Source organism: Streptomyces sp. 2131.1 (genome assembly GCF_900105515.1).
Taxonomy (GTDB): domain Bacteria; phylum Actinomycetota; class Actinomycetes; order Streptomycetales; family Streptomycetaceae; genus Streptomyces; species Streptomyces drozdowiczii.
This window is the reverse complement of the sequence record NZ_FNSY01000001.1, coordinates 107,188-122,304: the sequence shown is the minus strand read 5'-3', so window position 1 is coordinate 122,304 and position 15,117 is coordinate 107,188. Positions and strand designations below refer to the sequence as shown.

13 protein-coding genes and 2 pseudogenes are annotated in these 15,117 nt (G+C 70.1%); 7 read left to right on the top strand and 8 right to left on the bottom strand.

Annotated elements, in window-relative coordinates:
• Window positions 1-75 precede the first annotated feature (75 nt).
• From BLW14_RS00660 to BLW14_RS34930, 3 genes and pseudogenes are all read left to right on the top strand, one after another.
• Window positions 76-647, top strand: a pseudogene (locus tag BLW14_RS00660) (CARDB domain-containing protein); the annotation flags it as partial.
• Window positions 648-757: 110 nt separating this feature from the next.
• Window positions 758-1,516, top strand: a complete 759-nt coding sequence (locus BLW14_RS00655; RefSeq protein ID WP_093703249.1) for a GDSL-type esterase/lipase family protein — start codon at window positions 758-760, stop codon at window positions 1,514-1,516.
• Window positions 1,480-1,611 (top strand): hypothetical protein, encoded by a 132-nt coding sequence (locus BLW14_RS34930; protein ID WP_256333039.1) that lies wholly within the window; start codon window positions 1,480-1,482, stop codon window positions 1,609-1,611. Before BLW14_RS00655 ends, BLW14_RS34930 begins: the two co-directional genes overlap by 37 nt.
• Window positions 1,612-1,641: 30 nt before the next feature.
• On the opposite strand, the gene BLW14_RS00650 is transcribed toward BLW14_RS34930, so the two are convergent.
• Both BLW14_RS00650 and BLW14_RS00645 read right to left on the bottom strand, forming a co-directional pair.
• On the bottom strand, window positions 1,642-2,436 hold the full coding sequence (locus tag BLW14_RS00650; RefSeq protein WP_093703247.1) for a DUF4253 domain-containing protein: 795 nt from the start codon (window positions 2,434-2,436) through the stop codon (window positions 1,642-1,644).
• 83 nt (window positions 2,437-2,519) lie between these two features.
• On the bottom strand, window positions 2,520-3,800 hold the full coding sequence (locus tag BLW14_RS00645) for a phytase (protein ID WP_093703245.1): 1,281 nt from the start codon (window positions 3,798-3,800) through the stop codon (window positions 2,520-2,522).
• Between the two features lie 572 nt (window positions 3,801-4,372).
• On the opposite strand from BLW14_RS00645, the gene BLW14_RS34925 reads away from it, so the two are divergent.
• Together BLW14_RS34925 and BLW14_RS34920 are read left to right on the top strand one after the other, a co-directional pair.
• On the top strand, window positions 4,373-4,687 hold the full coding sequence (locus BLW14_RS34925) for a hypothetical protein (RefSeq protein WP_256332622.1): 315 nt from the start codon (window positions 4,373-4,375) through the stop codon (window positions 4,685-4,687).
• Between the two features lie 13 nt (window positions 4,688-4,700).
• A complete protein-coding gene (locus BLW14_RS34920; protein ID WP_256332621.1) occupies window positions 4,701-5,066 on the top strand; it encodes a hypothetical protein in 366 nt (121 codons plus the stop codon).
• A gap of 433 nt (window positions 5,067-5,499) precedes the next feature.
• Here the strand turns inward: BLW14_RS34920 and BLW14_RS00635 are convergent, their stop codons facing one another.
• On the bottom strand, window positions 5,500-5,733 hold the full coding sequence (locus BLW14_RS00635) for a DUF5133 domain-containing protein (RefSeq protein ID WP_093703243.1): 234 nt from the start codon (window positions 5,731-5,733) through the stop codon (window positions 5,500-5,502).
• A gap of 150 nt (window positions 5,734-5,883) precedes the next feature.
• Here BLW14_RS00635 and BLW14_RS00630 point away from each other — a divergent pair, with 150 nt between their 5' ends.
• Window positions 5,884-6,510 carry a DUF6461 domain-containing protein gene (locus tag BLW14_RS00630; RefSeq protein ID WP_256332620.1) on the top strand — a complete coding sequence of 209 codons (627 nt, stop codon included), beginning with the start codon at window positions 5,884-5,886 and terminating at the stop codon, window positions 6,508-6,510.
• Between the two features lie 305 nt (window positions 6,511-6,815).
• Here the strand turns inward: BLW14_RS00630 and BLW14_RS00625 are convergent, their stop codons facing one another.
• The 5 genes and pseudogenes from BLW14_RS00625 to BLW14_RS00605 all read right to left on the bottom strand — a co-directional run bounded on the left by BLW14_RS00625 (window position 6,816) and on the right by BLW14_RS00605 (window position 12,711).
• A complete protein-coding gene (locus BLW14_RS00625; protein WP_093703241.1) occupies window positions 6,816-8,798 on the bottom strand; it encodes a discoidin domain-containing protein in 1,983 nt (660 codons plus the stop codon).
• Window positions 8,799-8,987: 189 nt separating this feature from the next.
• A complete protein-coding gene (locus BLW14_RS00620; protein WP_256332619.1) occupies window positions 8,988-9,554 on the bottom strand; it encodes a TetR/AcrR family transcriptional regulator in 567 nt (188 codons plus the stop codon).
• Window positions 9,555-9,704: 150 nt separating this feature from the next.
• Window positions 9,705-10,605: pseudogene (locus tag BLW14_RS00615) on the bottom strand (SDR family NAD(P)-dependent oxidoreductase).
• Between the two features lie 55 nt (window positions 10,606-10,660).
• A complete protein-coding gene (locus tag BLW14_RS00610; protein ID WP_093703237.1) occupies window positions 10,661-11,401 on the bottom strand; it encodes an SDR family oxidoreductase in 741 nt (246 codons plus the stop codon).
• A gap of 665 nt (window positions 11,402-12,066) precedes the next feature.
• Entirely contained in the window at window positions 12,067-12,711 is a 645-nt protein-coding gene (locus tag BLW14_RS00605; RefSeq protein ID WP_093703235.1) for a TetR-type transcription factor C-terminal domain-containing protein, read from the bottom strand.
• A 391-nt stretch (window positions 12,712-13,102) separates the two neighbouring features.
• Here BLW14_RS00605 and BLW14_RS00600 point away from each other — a divergent pair, with 391 nt between their 5' ends.
• Entirely contained in the window at window positions 13,103-14,314 is a 1,212-nt protein-coding gene (locus BLW14_RS00600; RefSeq protein ID WP_093703233.1) for a YncE family protein, read from the top strand.
• Window positions 14,315-15,117 lie beyond the last annotated feature (803 nt).

The window sequence follows — 15,117 nt, the reverse complement described above, 5'->3', positions numbered from 1 at the left end:
CCGGCAAAAGGCGGATGCCCGAGGCTTTCAGGTGCCCGCCGTCCGTGCTCCCAGTACCGGTAGCAGTCGCAGCTTCTCGTCGTCGGCCGAGCCGGGGGCGGCATCTCCGCCAGTCCGGCCGCCCCGGCCCCGGGCGCCAAGGTCGGCTTCACCGTGACCGTGCAGAACCGAGGCACCAGTGCGGTGCCGCCCGGGTCGGTCACCCGGCTGACCGTCGGCGGCACCACCCTGAACGGCGCCACCGGCGGCATCGCGGCGGGCGCCTCCATCGCGGTCGCCGTCGACGGCGAGTGGACCGCGACGAACGGGGGCGCGACACTCTTCGCGACCGCCGACGCCACCTCCGTGGTGGCAGAGACCAACGAGGGCAATAACACCTTCTCCCGCTCGTTGGTCGTGGGACGTGGTGCGGCCGTGCCGTACACCGAACTCGAGGCGGAGGACGCGCGCTACGAGGGCACCCTGCTGAAGTCGGACGCCAAGCGGACCTTCGGGCACACCAACTTCGCCACCGAATCCTCCGGACGGGAATCCGTTGCTCCTCGACCGGCGAGTATGTGGAGTTCACCTCCACCACCCCCTCGAACTCCATCGTCGTACGCAACTCCATCCCGGACGCGGCGAGCGGTGGCGGCCAGGACGCGACCAGGTTGAGTCCGCCGGGCACGAGCCGCGGAGCGGCCGGGTGCCTTCTGGCGGCTCGTGCGCCCAGGTCACTTCTGCCCGACCGCGGACTGCCGGAGAGTCTGGGGAGGGCATGATGATGCATCGCACGCGTCGGGGCGAGACCGTTTCCAAGCGACGCACCGCTGTCGCACTGGCCGCGCCGAGCAGCTGCGCGCTCACCGTCGCCTTCCCCGGCGCGGCCTCGGCCGTGCCGCAGGGTGCGCACGGGGCACCCCGCTTCACCTACGTGGCGCTGGGCGACTCGTACCCTTCCGGCCCGCGATCCCCACGCAGGTCGACGCCGACTGTGCGCGTTCCGACCGCAACTACCCGTCGATCACCGCGCGCGACCCGCCAGATCACCTCGTTCACCGACGTGAGCTGCGGCGGTGCGACGACCGCCGAGATGTGGCAGGCGCGGGGCGCCAACGGGCTTCAACTGGGGGCGGTGAAAAGGGACACGGATCTCGTGACCCTGCAGATCGGCGGCAACGACGTCGGCTTCCGCTCCATCAACGGCACCTGCGCCGGCCTCAGCGCCAAGGACCTCGCCGGCAACCCCTGGCAGCAGCACTACAGGGCCGGCGGCTACGACCAGTTGACACTGAAGATCCTCCGGGTGGCACCCAAGGTCGCCGCGTACTGCGGGAGGTACCCCCAACGCGAAGGGCGAAGCAGTCATGGCACAGGCGCTCCTGAAGACCCTCGGCAAGGGGCCCGGGCGCCACTGATCCTTGACGTGGACAGGCGGGCGCTGACGGGGGCCGGCCCCGGACGGTGCCCGCCTGTTCCAGGCCGAAGGCGTCCGCCAGCATGCCTCTGGGCCGCGAGCAGGGTCTCCCCGTCATGACCCATGCCGGCGAACTGCCCCGCCACCTCCAGGCCCACCCGGCCACCATCGACGCCACGCTCGCCTGGTTCGGAGAGCGGCTGGCCGCGCACTGATCCGCGTCCGGCGCCGGGCGGCCATCCCCGTCAGTCCCACCAGAACGACCAGTCCGTCCGTCCGACCAGGTCCGACGCGTATGCGGGAAACGGTGTGGGCGGGTCGTCGACGATGTTGTCGGCGGTCGACAGCAGATGCTCAAGAGCGAGCAACTGGGCCTGATCCGTGTCGAGGGGAGGCCGTGCGACCGAGAGGTATGCCGTGCTGCCGGACACCGCCACGATTCGGGCCCCGAAGCGGTCGTCCCAGCTTCGCAGGAGAGCACACAGCAGGGGCAGGGGCGCCTCGGAGAACCAGCCGAGCAACGCCAGGGCATCACCGCTGCGCGGGGCGGGGACGAGAACCAGACGGCATCCGCGCAGATCGATCAGGCCCCGGCCGGCACGGACCAGCCCAGTGAGCGTCCGCGAAGCGGCCTCCTCGGGCGTCGTGCTCGTGGAGGTGACCGGGACCTCGGCCGCCAGGCCCGGCCACTGCTCGAAGGGCGGTCCAGGGTCATGCGGCCACGGCTCGACGTCGATCCCCTCAGGCACCGGAGCCGGGGTCGGGTCGGCCCAGAAGGGCAGCCGGTGACGGCGGTACGCCACGAAGTCCGCCGCCAAGACCTCGTCCAGCGGGAGGGGCTCGACATCGTGCGGAGCGACGGGCCTGCCCATTTCATCGGGGCGGCACAGGAGAGGGACCAGACCATGGCTCCTGTGCTCGTTCAGCAGGCGGGGCCACAGTGCTTCGACATCGCGGGGGAACCCGTCGGAGACCCACACGGGCGACAGACCAAGGGTCAGGAACCGGCCCGGCGGCAAGGCATCGGGGAGGGTGAACATGAACGCACCGTAGACCGCCCCACTGACATCCCACCTGACGCCGACGTCCGCCGTCCGTGGTCCAACGGGGCGCCATGCCCGCTTCAGTCGTCGACGGCGTCGATGACCTTGCCGAGGTCGACGAACTTGAAGTTCGTGGACGGGCGGTCACTCCCGCCGGGCGCGTCGTGTCCGTCCTGGACGACCAGGAGACCGTTCGGGTAGCGGCGGCCCAGCGGCTCGTTCAGAGCGGCGGCACCGTCGCACTCTTCGGAGCCGTCGAGCGTCGCGGAGGCGCCGGCGACCCGGAAGCCGCCCTCGTACTCGTTGGCGTCGGAGACCTCACGGTCATAGGCGGCGAAGGTGTCGTCGCCCTGGCTGGAGGCGAGCAGAAGGCCGTCCCCGTCGTCCTCCTGCACCAGGGTCAGGCCCTCGACGTCCGCGGTGAGCCTCTTGCCGCCGAAGCCCGGGTCGGCGCCCGCGGCACATTCCTCGGTGGCCTCGTCATACGTGCCGGGGACGCCGTACTCACGAACCTTGTCGATCAGCTTCGGGATTCCCGTCAGGTCGGCCTTGAGACGCCAGATCCCCACGTCCTCCTGGCCCGCGTACAGCATGCCGTTCGCCGGGTCGACCACCATGCCCTCCACCTGCGGGAGTTCGCCCGGCTCGCCGCACGGCGACCACGAAGTCCCGTCCGGGAGACGGAAGCTGTGGGGGAGGTCGAGCGTGCGGACCTTGCGGTAGCCCACGGAGCCGTCCGCCTCGGAGATCAGCTCCAGAAGAGCGATACGTGTCCGCTCGCGCCGGCTGACCAGCGCGAAGGAACGCCCGGTCGCCGGATCGGTGAAGGTGGCGAGGCCGTAGGCCGTGCGCTGTTTGTCGATCTCGTCCTGCGACGCGGAGAAGACGGCGGGAACCGTACGGCCGGTCACATCGGCCAACGGGGCGTCGGCGCCGTCGCGGTCGATCCGGTAGAAGCGCAGCCGGTCGTTGCCCCGGTCCGTGGTGACGGCCAGGTCGCCGAGACGCGAGCTGTGCACGAGGTCCACGTTGTTGAAACGACCCGGAGCATCGTCCGCCCCGGGGCCGGCGGGTGCCGGGATCGACTGCACCTCGCGGGCATCCAGGTCGTACACGCGCAGTCCGCCCTGCTTCGCCGTCGCGACGACGAGGCTGCGGTCGGGGTCGGCCGGGTTGCGCCAGATCGCCGGATCGTCGGCGTCCGCTTCGCCGCCCGCCTCGTCGTCGTGCAGGGCTGCTGTCTCGGCACGCGGGGTGACGACGGGCAGGCGCGAGGCGGCCTGTACGGGGCCCGCAGCCGCCACCGCGAACGTGGCGACAGCGGTGGCGAGGACGACCAGGGACTTGCGGGCTGCGGGCATGGAGGGACTCCGTCATGTCGGGAACACGTGGAGAGCATCGTGTGATCCAGGGGTGAGGAGCCGGGAGGCACCACATGGAACGGAAGCGTGGGGCAGGTGAACTCCCGGGGACGCCCCCTCGTGGTACGTCGTCCACGCCGGCCGGCCGGGAGAGCGCCGGCGGACCACCCTGGCCCGTACGGTGCTCGGGGGACGCACGGGCGGTCCACAGCCGCAACGGCACCGCGTACGGACCACACGCAGGGCCGGCCTCCCCCTGGCCGCCGCCACACGGCACGGGCCCGCCGGAACGGGAGCACACGAGCACACGGACGAACCCGCACCGGCCGTTGCACGCCAGGACGTCCACCCGACCGTGCGGCCGTTCCGGATGCTGACCCTCGGTCCGGCACCGGGCGAATGACGAGCACGGTGAGCCACGTGCGCGGTCGTCAGGAGCCGGCATGTAAATCGAAGCCGACATCGCGGCGCTCGTAGGCGGCCTGAACAGCGGCGACTCGGATCGTGTGGCCGCGGCGGCCGAACAGTTCGCGGCACAGGGAGAGCGCGCGCCACCGGGATTGCTGGACGGGGTGCGCGCACACCACTCGGCCCAGCATCTCCAGGCCTACGGAGACGTGCTGAGCCGTATCGGGCCGCCGGCCTTCGACGCCGTCCTCGCGGCGGCACGCGACGGGGAGGTGGACGGTTGGCTCAGGGGCCGGCTGCTCCGTGTCTTCGACGAGCGTTGTGCCGGGCAGTACGCGGCACTGGCTCTCGACCCCGATCAGTGGCTGGCGAACGGTGGCTTCCAAGGGTTGCTCGGACTGCGTGTGGACTCCGAGGCCGGAGTGCGGGCCCTGGTGGAGAAGGCCGGCCGGGGCGGCGACTTCTACGGCGCCCGGTGAGTACGCCCGCGTCATGCTGGACACCTTCGCGCCGCGCTTGCGGAAGCTGTGCCGGGACCGGACGGCTTCCCGGCCAGTACGGCGAGGTGCGCTCGAGCTCCTCGTCGAGGCCGGCGGGCTGGACGCGCGCGACCGTACGCTGGTGGAGCGCCTGGTGCGGGTGAAGCTCCCGGGCAGCGTCCGCGCGGTGCCGGACACACAGCTCAGCGCCTGGTGGCCGGCCGAGCCCGGGGCAACGTACGAGGGTGCGTTCGAAGCACTGGACCTGCATGATCCGCGCCCGGTGACGGTCCAGGCGGGTGTGGTGGCCGCGACGTGCGAGGTGATACCGCGCCCGAGTCCGGAGGACCCGTCCCGGGCATCAGCCGTGCCTTCGTGATGCCCGAACTCGACGGCAGGCGGCTGGCATTCGGACAGTTCCGCCAGCTCGTCGGCTACCACGACTGGCACGACATGGTCGAGACGGTGGAGCGGGTCAGCGCCGCGTGCGGCCGTGCCCAGCTCCTCTTCGTGGGCGACGCCGGCGGCACGGACATCTGGTTCGCGGCCGAGGACGGCCGGATCGTCCAGCAGTACGCGGGCGAGGACGACCTGGAAGAGGACGAGGAGGAGCCCGACGACCTCCCGGGTGGAGTCCGTGAGGTGTGCGGGGAACTGTCGGTCGACCTGGACCTGACGGGTGTCCTCGACACGGTCGTACGGGGACACGGCGGGCTGGCGGTCACCGCACCGGACATGGGACACGGACGGTTCCCGAGCCTGCTGCCGGTCCGACTTCCCGTCCGTGGGCCCGGACGGCCGCCCACGGGCCGTCAGCTGCCGGCCAGGACGGAGTCGTCCAGAGGGCGGGCGCCGGGCAACTGGTGCCGGGCGGCGACCAGAGCCGCGTCGATGTCCCGGGTGCCGGTGCACACGCGCAGGGTGTACGCGACGTCGTCCAGGCGCCGCCGCACTTCCGCGCTCTCCGCCTCGGCGGCGCCCACGGCCATGAGGGCCTCATGATTCTCGATCAGGTCCCGTAGCACCGCGGGGTGGGCCATCAACATCACAGAACCTTTCTTCCGCACCGGCACCGATCGGCTCAGCGCAGCGCACTTCCGTACACGCCGTCACTCCCGGCACTCCCCGCGCAGGCGATTCAGGGCCGCTGCATAGGGTGCACCCGACGATCATTTGCTTACGGGAGGGGCGAAGGCGTGCGCGACGGGATTCGGTGGCTGGTTGATCTGGAGCACTGGATGTCCAGTGTGGTGTTCGCACGCGGGATATCCCCGCAGGAACTGGCGGTACGCATGGGAGGCGACCGGGACGCCGCGACCGAGCCGATCACTGACGCCGAAGCCTGGTCTCTTGGTGAGTGGTACCGACCGGGCGAGGACGGTGACGGTGTCGTACGCGTCGGAGAGCAGGAGGGCTGGGCGTTCGCCCTGGAGTACGGCGACTCCACCGGTGGGGACCGCTTGGCAGAGATATCCCAAAAGGGCATCGAGGCTGTCCACTATGTGCCGATGCAAGAGCATCCGCCGGCCACAGTTTTCTATGCTCGGGACGGCGTGGAACTATGTGGCTTCGGGCTGCGCGAGGAAATATGGCGCTGGGGCCGGGAGCCTGACCTGCTGCTTCCCGACCTCATTGGCGGGCACGTGCTGCAGCCCGACGGGAAAACGCTCGTCGCCCCCGAAAGTGAGCACTACACGGATGCCTACCGTCGCACCCTCGGCGTCATCGAGCAGCGGTTCGGGCTCTCGCTCTCCCCGGCCTACCTGAAGGAAATCCGCCTACCGGCATATGCAGTTCGCGGCACTCCAGACATGCATGTTTGAGCGATCACAGCCGTCGCCGACTCATCTGCTCACTCGCCGATCGAAGCCAGGGATGCCGGACGTATTGCTCGGTCGGCCACCTGCTTCGTGATGACGCTACCAGCGCCGGCTTCGGTGAGGTGACGGGGGACCACACGGTCGTCGCCGAGTTCAGCTGATCCCCGAGAGCCGGCGGTTCGTCGTGCCCGCGGGCGTTGCGGGGGCCCGGGTGTCGCCGCGGGGACGAACCCCTCGGATGCGAAGCGCGTGCAGCGGCGACGGCCCCGGGACCCATGAAGGCCCCGGGGCCGTCGCCGCTTCCGGGGTCAGGTGCCGTACACCTGGAGCTGCGCGAGCTGGCCCGCGGGCCAGCCCGTGTTGGCGGTGAAGGCGAGCCGCAGGTGGCGGGTGGTCGTGGAGGCGGGGAGGGTCAGAGTGGCGGTGTTCCCGGTGAGCGGGTCGAAGGAGCAGTCCGTGCTGGAGCGCAGGACGGAGAAGGAGGCGCCGTCGGTGCTGCCCTGGACGGCGACGGTCTGCGTGCGCGCGCCCCAGCTGGTGGACGGCGGCAGGGCGAGAATGATGCGACGGACGCCTGTGGTGGCGCCCAGGTCGACCTGGAGCCACTGGGGGAAGGCGTGGTTGGCGCTCTCCCAGTACGTGCCCGGATCGCCGTCCACGGCGTTGCTCGCGCCGTAGGTCTGGGTGTGGCTGCTTTCGGAGACCGGCCGGCGCAGTGCCAGGTCGCCGGTGGGGGTGCCGCCGCCGGCCGCCGTGGTGGCGGTGACCCGGGCCGAGGCCGCGGACACGGAGCCTGCGGAGTCGAGCGCCTGGACGTCGAAGGTGTACGAGGTCGACGGGGCGAGGCCGCTCACCGTGTAGGTGGTGGTGTTCCCTGGAGCGGTGCCCACGGGGGTGACCGTGTCCCCCGTGATCCGGCGCACGCGGTACCCCGTCACACCGGAGTCGTCCGTCGAGGCGGTCCAGGCCAGCGTGACGGTGGTGTCGGTGACGGCGGTGGCGCGCGGATTGCCGGGGGCGGTCGGCGGCTGGTTGCCGTTGCCGCCGACGAGCGGCGGGGTCGGCCGGATGGCGGTGACGGGGAGCTGGCCCTTGAGCATGCGGCCGCCGTCGCCGGTCAGTCGGAGGTAGTAGTCGGACGAGCAGGCTGTGCCGTCCTCGTCGAGCGCGAGGAAGCCCGACCCGGTGGGGACCCAGTCCCGGGACTCCGCGGTCTTGGCGATCTGGTTGCCCTCGTTGTATTCGTCGAACATGGAGATGTAGACGCTGGGCACCCCGGCCCGGCCCATGTTGTAGAACTGCCGCCACATGAAGTCGCCGTGGGCGCGCTGGCGTTCGGTGACCCCGCCGGGCAGGACGCACGGCTGGTAGTCGATGCCGTGCGCGGTGCACTCGGCGAGGTCGGGCACGGTGGCGGCGTTGTAGAAGTTGTCGGCGTCACCGGCGTTGCCGATCCGGCCTACCAGCCAGGGCGAGAGCATGTCGAAGGCGTGGTAGACGCCGCTGAAGCCCGGCCGGGAGTCCCGGTCGCCCGTGCGCCACCAGGTCGGAACCCCGCCGATGACGTAGCAGTCCTGGGCCTTGAACCAGTTCAGCACGTCCAGACACGCCTCCGGGGTGAACGGGCGCTGGGCGTCGTCGAAGCCGAAGCCCCATATGCACACCACCGGCTTGCCGTTCTGCCGGGCGTAGGCGGCAGAAGCGGTGTGCGCACGCATCTTGGCGGTCCAGTCGGCCTTGATGCCCGTCTGCATGGACGTCCAGTCGGACACGTCGTACATGATGTAGAATTTGACGCCCTCGGCCTCCGCGGCGGCGCGTACCTTGCTCGCCATCGCGTCGCGCGTCGGTCCTTCGCCGCCGGTCGGGTTGAACCGCTGGAGGGCCGCGGCGTCGATGCCGTACTGCTTCATCCACCGGAAGTGGGTATCGACGGTGGACTGGTCGTACGAGGAGAACAACGAGGCCGGCTGCCCGTTGCCGAGGTTGCCGAAGGCGGTCCGGTACGTGGCCGGGTACTCACGGACATCGGGCCAGGCCACGATGGCGTGGTTGGACGGGGAGGGGGTCTCCCCCCAGTTCCGCGCCCAGTGCCACCAGCCGTCGATCGGGGCGCCGTCGCCCTTGCAGGCGAACCAGCCCTGATATCCCACAGTCACCTTGCCGACCACGTCGCCCGGGCCGCCGGCCGCGGGCGCCGCGTGCGCGAGCGTGGCCTCCCCACCCGCCATTACTCCCATCAGTCCCACCGCCGTTGCTGCTTGCAAGAACGTGCGCCGCGTGAATCCCACCGAGGGCTCCTTCGATTAGTTCTCCACTGCGGCGCACAGCGGGCCGCGAACGGACTACTGGTAGCGCTGCAACTTGACGCCGGGAACTGTATTGACGTGAACACGTCGCCGCAAGAGGCCGTCATGAGGATGAAAAAAACAGAGGTTTCGTGTGTGCGGGGAAGCGGCCCCGCTCGGTGGCCGTCCGGCTCAGCCGGCCGAGCCGGTCCCCGGGCGGGTGGCGACCCCTAGGAGGAGGTTGTCGACCAGGGCCGTGACGAAGGCCCCGGTGACCGGCTCGTCGGGTATCAGGAGCCGGTGGTAGATGGCTCCCCAGAGCTGGTCCACCATGACCTGCACGTCGACGTCGGGGCGGATCTGCCCCTGTGCCCGGGCCTGCCGCAGCCGCTCGCCCGCGAGCCTGCGGCGACGGGCGGAGTAGAGGTCCCGGTAGGAGGCGGCCAGTTGCGCATCGGTCTGGGAGGCGCCGATGAGCTCGGTGAGGATGCGCCCGCCGGGTGTCCGGGTCATCACCTCGGCGAAGGCGTGCAGTTGTGTGAGCAGATCCGCTCGGATGTCCCCGGTGTCGGGGAAGGCGAGGGTCTCCTCGACGGCATGGAAGTAGCCGTCGAGCGCGAGCGCGCCGATGGACGGCCACCACTTGTAGAGGGTGGTCCTGCTGGCGCCCGACGCCTTCGCGATCCGCTCGAAGGTGAGACGACTCGTCCCCTCCGCCAGGAGCAGTTCGCCGACGGCGTGCAGAATCTCTGCCCGCACCTCCTCGGCGGGTCGCCGTCCACGGCCTCTGTTCGCCGGGGTCTTCGCGGCTTCTGACACGGGATGCTCCTGATCGGGGTGAGGGGTTGGTGGCGCTGCGGTCCGTGCCGGAGGCGTGCGGGGCCGAAGCCCGCACGCCTCCGGGCGAGGTCAGTGTCCGCCGCCCAGCAGGTCGGCGAGACCGATCCGCTCCAGGAACGTGGCACGGATGCGGTCGGCGTTGTCCGAGACCTCCTGTGACCCGTCGTCCGCGGGGTCGATGTGTACGCGGAAGGGCCGGTTGCTCTCAGGCAGGGCGACGATGCGCGCGATCTCGTCGGAGACCATGGACGCGTTCGCGTTCTCGGGGGCCGAGTGCCGCCAGCTTCTCCGCGACCTGATCCATGAGCCCGGGGTACTTCGTCGCGTACTCGGCCTCGACGGAGGTGTCCGCGGGGCGGCCGGAGTGGGCGAAGTGGTTGGTGCCGCTGGTGAACGATCCGGGTACGACGATCGTGGTCTCGATGCCCCAGCGGGCCAGCTCGGCCGCGTAGGACACCGCGAGGGAGTCCATGGCGGCCTTGGCCGCGAAGTAGGGGGCGAGATACGGGGGAGTGCCGCCCTTGACGCTGCTGCTGGACACCCGGAGCACGAGCCCCCGGCCCCGGCGGCGCACGCCGGGCAGCGCGGCGCGGTTGACGCGCTGGGTGGAGAGCACGTTGACGTCGTGGAGATCCGCGAGTTGTTCCGGGGTGAAGGCCTCGGCGGGGCCGGTGGCCATGTAGCCGGCGTTGTGGATGAGCACGTCGATCCGGCCGGACTCGGCCTCGACCTGCGCTACGGCCGCGTCGACGGAGTCCTGCGCGTTCACGTCGAGTTCGATGGAGCTCAGGTCGACATCGTGCTCGCGGGCGTAGTCGGCCGCGGCCTGGACCTGCGGCGCGTTGCGGCCCGCGGTGTTGCGCATGCCCGCGTACACGGTGTGGCCGGCGTCTGCCAGGGCCCGGGCGGTGAGGGCGCCGAAACCGCTGGAGGCGCCCGTGATGACGACGACGTTGCTGGTGGAGGACACGGGGGCCTTTCAGAGGGGGTGGCTGCGGCCGGTTGAGTCGGGCCGCTCAGGGGGGTTACGCAAGGCCGCCGTTGGTGTAGATGACCTGGCCGTTGACCCAGCGGGCCGGGCCGGCGAGGAAGGCGACGGTCTCGGCGATGTCCTCCGGCTTGCCGAGGCGCTCCAGCGGGGCCGCTTTAGCGAGCTTGGCGACGGTCTCCTCGTCCTTGCCCCGGAGGAAGAGAGGGGTGGCGGTGGGGCCGGGGGCCACGGCGTTGACGGTGATGTCGCGGCCGCGCAGTTCCCTGGCGAGGATGAGGGTCATGGCCTCCACGGCGGCCTTGCTGGCGACGTAGGCGCCGTACTGGGGAAACTGGGTGCGGACCACGGACGTGGAGAAGTTGATGATCGCGCCTCCGGGGCGCAGGCTTCGCGCGGCCTGCTGGCTGACGACGAACGTGCCGCGGATGTTGGTGCGGTGCATGCGGTCCAGTTCGTCGAGGTCGAAGGTCGCGACCGGGCCGAGGACCATGATGCCGGCCGTGTTCACCACGACGTCGATGCCGCCGAATGCGGAATCCACGGTCTCGAAGGCGGTACGCATCGCGTTCTCGTCGGCGACGTCGCCGCCTACGGAGATCGCGCGGCCGCCGGCCGCAGTGATGGCTGCGACGGTCTCCTCCGCCTTGGCCCGGTTGCCGGCGTAGTGGACGGCAACCGCGACGCCGTCCTTGGCCAGCCTCTCGGCCGTGGCGCGGCCGATGCCGCCGGAGCCGCCGGTGACGAGAGCGGCGCGGTCGGGTGCGGACGTGTTCATGGGAACTCCTCGTCGTTCTTTGGCTTTATATGAACGCCTCGTCCATATAGTCATTAAATGAACGGCACGTCCATTTGTTGGGGGTGGTGGCTAGGTCGGGCCGAGCTCGCGTGGGCGCCACCGCCTGCGCGTGGGGCGGGCTGGCCCCACCCTCGATGACCTGCCGGCGGGAGGGGCGGCGCACCGGCCCGGGCGTACGCCCCGGCCAGGCGCCAAGGGCACTCGGACCGCGAGCCGCGAGGGGCCACCGTAAGTGGGCCGCCCACCGGGATCGAGGGCCCGCTCCGTCATGCGGACGGTTCACTCACCGGTCGGCAGCAGGATGCCTGCACCTGCCCGTCGCCCGGTCATGATGGCCGCCGACCGTGAGCGCAATGCCGCCGCGCTGGAGTACGCGGCACCGGAGGGCTGGTCTGCCACGCCCCCGGAGCGGCCGTCGGACCGACAACAACACCACCGGCCAGATGATGGTCGTCGACCTGGAATCGGGTGCGGTGGTCCGCACGCAGAACGGGGTCCAGCCCGGGAACCACGGTGGACCGGCGTCCCACGGCGGGCAGATGAACGCCGTGCCGATGGACCACGCAACCCCGTGGCGTCGCGTCGAGGTTCACCCGCGCCAGGGCGACCGAATCCGGGCAGTTGCCGGTCCTCTCCGGCCGCGGTCAACCGGTGGGCCGGTACCTGCCGAGAATGATGCGCACGAGTTCATCGGCGATCTCTTCCCGTGTGGCGGTCACCCAGCCGACGACCCAGTCGTGCATCAGGCCGTTGATGGCGCCGATGAGGGCCGCTGAGGCGAGACGGTAGTTGTCGGGCGGCGCTTCCCCGCGTTCCACGGCCTCGTCCGCCAGGTGGTTCAGCAACTCGATCCAGATGGCGCGGCGCTGCAGGCGCTGGTTGTTGATGCGAGGGCTGACGCCGACGATCTCGACGTAGGTGATACGGGCATGCCGCATATCACCGGCGGCCCCTCTGAGGTAGGCGCGCGTGCAGGCGCTGACACGCTCCGCCAAGGGAAGCTCCTGGACCTGGGGCAGCGAGTCGACGACGGCGTTCTCGGCGATCTCGTTGACGTACAGGTGGAGGTCGGCCAAGAGGTCCTCCAGGGTGCGGTACTCCTCATAGAACTGACGGGTCGACAGGCCTGCCGATTTGCACAGGTCGCCCAGTCTGGTGGCCCGGTACCCCGGTCCGGCACCGAACAGGTCCAGGCCCGCTGTGCGGAACCGCTCGCGCCGCTCCGCCCGCCGCTCGGCCGCATTCCGGCCTCCGTACCGGCCCTCGGACGGGGTGATTCTTCCCGCCACTGCCACCCCTTCCTGCCTCCTCGTTCACACAATCCTGCCGCACAGGCCTTGCGCCGCGTCCCAACCCCTCCCTACTATCCGGTAACCCAAGTCTGAATGAGACGGTGTTCAGACTTGAGGGTGCGCGTCACGCCCGCGAGGCGCGCGGACTCCTCGGGCGAACCGTGAGCCGTAGACCCGTCGGCAAGGACTACCACGGTCTCTCCGCACGGAGTCGCTTCGTGCTCGACCGCGGGCGGACTCACCGCACAGTGCTCCAGTTTCCTGCCCACCCGGCACCTCACTTCCTGCAGAGGAGCGAAACATGCACACTGCACCACCCTCCGCCCTGCTCGGCTCTCATCGGCGCGCCGAAGGCGGCCCCCGCACCAACGGCCGGCGGCTGTGGAGCATGGCCGCAGCGGCCCTGATGGCCGCCGGCACCTTGGTGCCCGCGAGCACGGCCCACGCCGAACCTGCTCTCCAGGAAGTGATGCTGGTCGGCAACAACTGGGAGGGCACCGCAGACGTCATCAAGTCCGCCGGTGATTTCTCCAAGGTCGGCCGGATCAACCTGGTCCCCGACAAGAGCGAGCGACTGAGGGAGATCTACACCGACCCCATCCGGCTGATCTTCTTCCTGGGCATCCGGGAGACCGCCGGAGAGGGCCACGACCAGTTCGTCGACGACATGTACACCACCCCCGACGGCTCGGCGATCGTGGTGTCGCGCCCCAGCTTCGGCGATGTGGCCTCCATCGACACCACCACGGGGGCACTCAAGTGGCGCTTCCGCGTATCAGGTTACCGGGCCGACCACATGGCAGTTTCCCCCGACGGGTCGCGGGTGGCAGTGTCGGCTTCCACAGGAAACGCCGTGCACGTGCTCGACATCAACACGGGGCGTCAGATCGGCTCCTTCGCCACCGGCGACAAGCCCCACGAGAACGTCTTCACCCGTGACGGCAAGATATGGAACATGTCGATCGGCGAGGTCAACAACGACTTCGACGCCCCCTGGCAGGACTTCCTCAAGGGCGACCGAAAGATCACCGTGGCGGACGCCCAGACGCTCAAGGTGGTCAAGACCATCGACATGCGGGATCGGCTGAACGCCTATCCCGGCGGCAAAGACTTCTCCGACTCGATCCGGCCGGTCGCGTTCACGCCCGACGAGTCCAAGATGTACTTCCAGGTCTCGTTCTTCAACGGCTTCTTCGAGTACGACGTCGCCGCGGACAAGATCACCAGAATGAAGACCCTGCCGAAAAACCCCGGCACCAGCGACGACCGCACCACCTACGTCAACGACTCCCGCCACCACGGCATGTCCATGAACCCGGACGGCACCAAGCTCTGCATCGCCGGAACCATGGACAACTACGCCTCCGTTGTCGACCGCGCCACCCTGCAGGAAGGCCCACTGATCACCGCCTCCAAACCGTACTGGGCCACCGTGAGCGGCGACGGCGAGGCATGCATCATCTCCGAAAGCGGCGCGGACCAGGTCACAGCCATCAGCTTCACCACCGGCCGGAAGATCACCTCTGTGCCCGTCGGCGACCATCCCCAGCGGGTACGCCTCGCCCACCTCCCCACCGGCTGGACCGGCCCCACCGGCTGACACCTCTCCGCCTCCTGGGCGTGGAGTTGTGCCCGCCCCACGCCCAGGGGACCGCACGTCGATCATGAGCTGTTCGGGATCGAAGATTCTGCTCTTGTCGGTGAGCGGTGGCCGGAGGGCTGTGCTGGAGGGCTGGGCGTGTCGTCGCGCGACGGCCGAGGCTCAGTGCTGAGGATCGGGCCAGCAGGTTCAGGTGCCGCCCTCGTACGTCTCCTCGTCGTGTCCCTCACGGCCCATACCAGCGAACCGCTCGGCTGGTCGTCGCTCGGCCCGGTCCGGCGTCTCGGCCAGGGCGAACGCCGCCGGGCGCGACGGGGATTCGGCGCCCAGGACGTCGTCGCCTGTCCACCTGGCGGAGACGCTGAGGAGCGGACGGTCGCCGCAGGCACCTCCGTCATCCAGGTGATTGCCGACTGGCGAACCGAGGTGACCGTTGCGAACCCCGACAGGGATTGCGGCGTGAGCGGCAAGGCACGCCTGGAAGGCCGCTTCGAGACGCGGGACCAAGCACCTCGATCCAATGAGCCGTCCCAGACAGCCCCCTGTAACTCACGACGAAAGCGCCACGGAGGCGGGGCAGCCAGGAAGAACACGCCGGTGAGGTGATGGACGACGACAACCGGCACCCATGCGCGCGAGAAAGCCGGGACTTGGCGCCGAGTGTCCGTCGAAGCCAACCAGCGCACCCGGTCACAACGAAGGTCGACAGCCGCATCCGCTGGAACACCCAAGCCCTGCCCAGTCGCTGCGTGGCGCGGTAGAGCGTGGAGGTGGACGACGACGGCTTGCCGTACGGTGATGCC

Bases quoted from the DNA above. Each gene is read 5' to 3' on its own strand.
- BLW14_RS00655 (WP_093703249.1), top strand. From the start codon at position 758: ATGATGATGCATCGCACGCGTCGGGGCGAGACCGTTTCCAAGCGACGC.
- BLW14_RS00600 (WP_093703233.1), top strand. From the start codon at position 13,103: ATGGCCGCAGCGGCCCTGATGGCCGCCGGCACCTTGGTGCCCGCGAGC.
- BLW14_RS00645 (WP_093703245.1), bottom strand. From the start codon at position 3,800: ATGCCCGCAGCCCGCAAGTCCCTGGTCGTCCTCGCCACCGCTGTCGCC.
- BLW14_RS34930 (WP_256333039.1), top strand. From the start codon at position 1,480: ATGCCTCTGGGCCGCGAGCAGGGTCTCCCCGTCATGACCCATGCCGGC.
- BLW14_RS00610 (WP_093703237.1), bottom strand. From the start codon at position 11,401: ATGAACACGTCCGCACCCGACCGCGCCGCTCTCGTCACCGGCGGCTCC.
- BLW14_RS00635 (WP_093703243.1), bottom strand. From the start codon at position 5,733: ATGTTGATGGCCCACCCCGCGGTGCTACGGGACCTGATCGAGAATCAT.
- BLW14_RS00650 (WP_093703247.1), bottom strand. From the start codon at position 2,436: ATGTTCACCCTCCCCGATGCCTTGCCGCCGGGCCGGTTCCTGACCCTT.
- BLW14_RS34920 (WP_256332621.1), top strand. From the start codon at position 4,701: ATGCTGGACACCTTCGCGCCGCGCTTGCGGAAGCTGTGCCGGGACCGG.